Origin of the sequence: Dongia sp. (assembly GCF_041905885.1) — a bacterium.
GTDB lineage: Bacteria > Pseudomonadota > Alphaproteobacteria > Dongiales > Dongiaceae > Dongia.
Map to the genome: position 1 here is coordinate 1 of NZ_JAYRKD010000010.1, position 306 is coordinate 306.

1 protein-coding gene is annotated in these 306 nt (G+C 67.3%); it reads left to right on the forward strand.

The annotated features are described in order from the left end of the window. The coding region (locus tag ACH2CY_RS12085) for a DoxX family protein (protein ID WP_395019339.1) at nt 1–253 on the forward strand (253 nt) is incomplete at its 5' end. Nucleotides 254–306 lie beyond the last annotated feature (53 nt).

The window sequence follows — 306 nt, forward strand, 5'->3', positions numbered from 1 at the left end:
CCCGGCCCTCGCGATCGCTGCGGCCATCGCCATCGAGCTCGGCGGCGGGCTGCTGCTGGTGATCGGCTACAAGACCCGCTGGGTCGCGGCCGCGATGGCCCTGTTCTCGGTGGTCGCCGCGCTGTTCTTCCACCGCGACTTCGCCGACCAGATGCAGATGATCAACTTCCAGAAAAACCTGGCGATCGCCGGCGGCCTCTTGGCCTTCGTCTACTTCGGCGCGGGCCCGCTCAGCGTCGATAACCGCAAGTAATCGGTGAGACCCGTCGACCCCTCACCCCAACCCTCTCCCGCAAGGGGAGAGGG